Source organism: Oligoflexus sp. (assembly GCF_035638955.1).
In the GTDB taxonomy this organism is placed as follows: Bacteria; Bdellovibrionota_B; Oligoflexia; order Oligoflexales; family Oligoflexaceae; genus Oligoflexus.
Genome location: NZ_DASQYZ010000071.1, coordinates 1 through 4,196 on the forward strand (window position 1 = coordinate 1; position 4,196 = coordinate 4,196).

The 4,196-nt window shown below is 44.7% G+C and carries 4 protein-coding genes; 2 read left to right on the forward strand and 2 right to left on the reverse strand.

Annotated features, from left to right (window positions below; all coding sequences use genetic code 11):
• The coding region (locus tag VE954_RS06905; protein WP_324951028.1) for a hypothetical protein at nt 1-500 on the forward strand (500 nt) is incomplete at its 5' end.
• Nucleotides 501-602: 102 nt separating this feature from the next.
• Here the strand turns inward: VE954_RS06905 and VE954_RS06910 are convergent.
• Both VE954_RS06910 and VE954_RS06915 read right to left on the reverse strand, forming a co-directional pair.
• Nucleotides 603-1,955, reverse strand: coding sequence for a dGTP triphosphohydrolase (locus VE954_RS06910; protein ID WP_324951030.1), 1,353 nt, complete (start codon nt 1,953-1,955; stop codon nt 603-605).
• Between the two features lie 301 nt (nt 1,956-2,256).
• Nucleotides 2,257-3,114, reverse strand: a complete 858-nt coding sequence (locus VE954_RS06915) for a hypothetical protein (protein WP_324951032.1) — start codon at nt 3,112-3,114, stop codon at nt 2,257-2,259.
• Nucleotides 3,115-3,764: 650 nt separating this feature from the next.
• Here VE954_RS06915 and VE954_RS06920 point away from each other — a divergent pair.
• Nucleotides 3,765-4,196 (forward strand): hypothetical protein (locus VE954_RS06920; protein ID WP_324951034.1); only part of this gene is annotated, 432 nt, incomplete at its 3' end.

Consider the following 4,196-nt stretch of genomic DNA (forward strand, 5'->3'; position numbering starts at 1 on the left):
TAACCTCTGTGCTTATAGACAATCAATTCGGTCTAGGGATACTTTTGGGGACAGTGGTCGCCTTTCTCTTATCCAGTTTCGGTTATAAGTGGCTCTATAAGAGAAATAAAAGAGACAGCCTCATCATACAAAAAGGCACAGTAGCGATAAAAAGCTACAATGATATCCAGGAAAGAAACATGTGCTTTTACCAAGAAAACGAAAAGGAATTGCTGGGGTTGCTTCGAATCGCAGTTGAAGATTTAGAGGAAGCAGATAGCAGAGTTGAAGCTGAGGCGTTGACTCGCGCTGTTGATGACTGGATTACCGAGCGCAATATTGAGGGCGTGGCTATGAATGCTGAATTCCTGCTGCATGCTGAAAAGGTCGTCGCCTTCAAGGACCTTATATTTGAAGATGCGAAGGAGGAAAACGCTGACCAATTCAAGGTGTCGGGTGAAATCCGCGACCAGCCTCTACTTCGTTTGGTAAAAGACTCATCGGACGAGCTGAAAGACTAAGAGCCTGTCCAAAATGTTTCTTGGATAGGCTCCATGATTGAAGTTGGCGTCTTGGCAATTGTGCCAACTCCAGCTTTGATGCCGGATAGATGCTGATTTTGGTCAGGATGATTTCAAAGTCGAAGGATCAAATATTTTTCTCCATAGATTTATGGCGTATCTATCGGTCATGCCGGAAATATAGTCTGCAATAATCTGATATTTTTGATTCTCAAAAGTATCATCTTTCCGAGCGGAAATGATGTGCTTTTGAACATGCTTCGGCATAATTTTGAATAGACTGGTTTGCTCGAAATGTTCACCCAGGAGGTTATCAGTTGCAACCGCCCAAAGATCAACAATCACTTTTTCTGCCAGAATTTCATTTCGGGCGATTTCGTGATCGTTGAGAATGTGATTTCGATAAATGTCAATCTTCGTTTCTTTTAATCCTTTACTTTTGTCAGAATACAGCAGGTTTAAGCCACATTTGTTTGCGGAAAAGTATGAATCCATGATTTTTGGCAATGAATTAATGTCAGAACCAGAAGGAACTTGATGGAAAAATGACTCAATGTTCTTTCTTGCGGTACTAACGAGAAACCTGAGAACATACGTCAAAACATTGGAATAATCATTTCCGTCTTGGCATTCATTGAGAACCTGATTCCAAGTAATGGGTTTAGCGTTCAGATTTTTGTCAAGACGTTGAATGTTTGTAAGGATTTTCTCCGCCGATTGATCGGAAATTAATCCAAGTTTCAACGCATCTTGAATATCGCCGGAAATATATGAAATGTCGTCCGCAGCTTCCATGATATAACAAGCCGGATGACGAAAGCGTTCGGTTCCAGTTTCACTGACGACATCCTGGATGATCTCCTTCTCGTAACTATAGTAGCCAGGATATTTTGCAGCATTGTCTCTGAAGGATTCTGCCTTATATTTCATTACAGAATCAACAAGCGCGCAAGTTACTCCGAAAGGCTGCCTTGAAATACTGCCAATTAGAATTCGAATATTCTGCTTATTTGCCTCAAAGTAATTATTTTCTTGACCTTTCAACTCCTTCTGATTCGACATCAGGTTTTTTAGGACCATTTCTCCTTTGTGCCCAAAAGGAGCTTGCCCTATATCATGTGCTAGACAACTAGATGAAACAAGATCCTCAAAATCTTTTTCGAAAGAATCAGGCAACTTCGAAAATCTTTCCTTTGCCAGTTTTGCAAAGTGTCTTGATAGCTGCCGACCCACCTGCTCAACTTCAATAGCATGTGTAAGGCGTGTCCTGGGAAAGTCCAATTCAGGATTTAAAAAGACTTGGGTTTTAAACGATTGGCGTCGAAACTGTGATCTATAGATAATTGATCCATAATCTCGAAGAAATGCTGGTCGATCTACTGCCGTGGGGTGAGTATCATCTTTCTCGATTCCTTTAAATGTCACAATCTTTTCACACATCCATTTGATTGCCATAAGTTTCTTTCTATTCTGAAATTATCATCCAAAAACAGCTCGATATAGCCGCTCGGCAACAATCCAGCTAAAATGTAGTAAAGTTTCATTCCCCAGGATAAACCAAGAATAGTAAGCCCTTACAGAAATAGGTCTTCTGTCGGCCTGTTTGATCATCTGAGATTTCCGAAGCAAAAGAGATTGCTCAGAAGCAACCCTCTGATGGACTGGGTTGAAGTTGCTGGCCTGGGTTAGAGAATGCGTTGATACGGGTAGGAAAGCAGGGCCTGAATAGACCCCTCTTGATGAGTGAGATCCTGGTCTAATGTGTATTCGCGCTTTTCTTCAGCCAAGCCTGATAGCCTTGCCACAGCTGGCGACCCGCGTGGATTATAGCAGATTGGGAATAAAACCCGGTCATGTGACGAAGATATGCTTCCAGCTGCGGCCAGCTTTCAACATAGGGAAAATTGCTGTTGCTTCTTATATCGTCTGTAAGGTCTCCAGCGATACTGTGCGTACTCCTGCGGCATAGAATATAGTAGAAAAACGATTTAGAATCACCTTCGCGAAACGCCTGCGGATTGTTCCGTCTGACGTAAGCAATCCTCCACGATTTCTCGTCCATTGCGAAGTAAGCATTCGAGCCGTTTATTTCGAATTTGAATCCAGCTATGATACTGGCTGTAATGAAGTCGCCATTTGCAATGTAGCCAATATCCTTTTCTACAAAATGCTTCATACCATAGCTGCCTTGCCCCCTATAAATAGATTTGGAAGGAGCAATGGCATTGGTTTTCAGCCAATCCAAAGTCGCTTCGACGCGATGGTGATGAGCACGGAGGGCAAGCCGATACTTCGCAAGGAATTCGGTGCGTTCCTGCTTGCTCTTTCCACAGTGGTCAGACACCCCAAAGCCAAACCTGCTCAAGGTTGGGTTTTTCTGCAGTGTGATCGCTATCTGCAGTTGGACGGGGGTAGCTTCCACCAAGTCTGCCCATTTTCCGAATTCATTCTCGACCGCAATCACATGTTGAGTGCTCTCAATCCTGATCTCATTCTCTTCGGAAAGGACCGATCTTATTCGTGCCCCAGCAACCTTGGATTTTCCATGGAACTCGCAAAGGAGACTCTTCGCTTGTTGGTCAAAATATTCTACGAGTTGAGAAACATTGGTCATGACATCATCCTGTTTGGTCTCGCCATAAGGGCGACGGGCCGAGCTGAAGAGTACAGCAGTCCTCGAAAATTTCAAGCGCATTGGGGTGCCTGAAACCTATGACGAGCATGACTTTACTGTATTTTTGAGGAGTGTGTAAATTTGCCTCTGTGCAAACATTCTCCGCATTCCCTTCCGATAGGCACCTAGTTTATAGTCCCTCCTGCAACTGGGAAGGGCCTCATGATTCGTGTGTTTGCAGAGCTTCAAGATTCAGATACGGGCAGCTGGGGATATGATTGCCCTTATTGCCGAGATTATCTTACCGTTGATCAGCCTAACACCAAAGCCAAACAGATCAGATGTGACAACTGCTCGGCAACCTTCCTTGTTACCTTCTACGATGAACAATCAATCCTAACTTGAGCGGGTTTTGCCGTTGAACTTTGCATAAATTAACGCCAGCTTTTTTTGGGTCCTTTCCCCAATAAAAACCGGAGGGTGACGATCAACTTCGATCGCTCGCTAAATTTTTAAAAAAATTTGCGCTACCACGTTCCTAAAATTGAAAAGATGTCAACCGCTTGAAGCCCTTGTTTTCCGAATCTTTCCATCATTCCTATTTTTTGATCGCCGCTGGTAACAGTGGTAATCCGGGGCGGTGAACTGGAGTGGCAAACGAGAAGGTCAGCGTTTCAATCCGGGAGTTCGCGCGAATCGTTGGAGTCTCGCACCCGGTTGTCCTTACGGCGATCAAGGCAGGAAAGCGCCTGCCGACAGCCGTCATCAGTGAGGAAGGAAAGCCAAAAATCCTTGTCTATGAAGGCTGTGTCGAGTGGTATCAAAACAAGGATCACAGGAAGGATCGACGCCTGGGAGAACCATCCCAGACCTTGCCCCCCGATGGCCAGGAAATGGACCCCCCAGATTCGAACAAGATGCAGCGGCACTACGATGCGCTGCTCTCCAAAGTCACCTTCATGAAGGAAACGGGCACCCTGACAACCGTTGATAAGTTCAAAACCGAAGCCTTCACAGTCGCTCGTACCGTCCGCGATAGCCTTCTCTACCTCCCTAATGAAAGCGGCTCGGAGCTGAAAAAA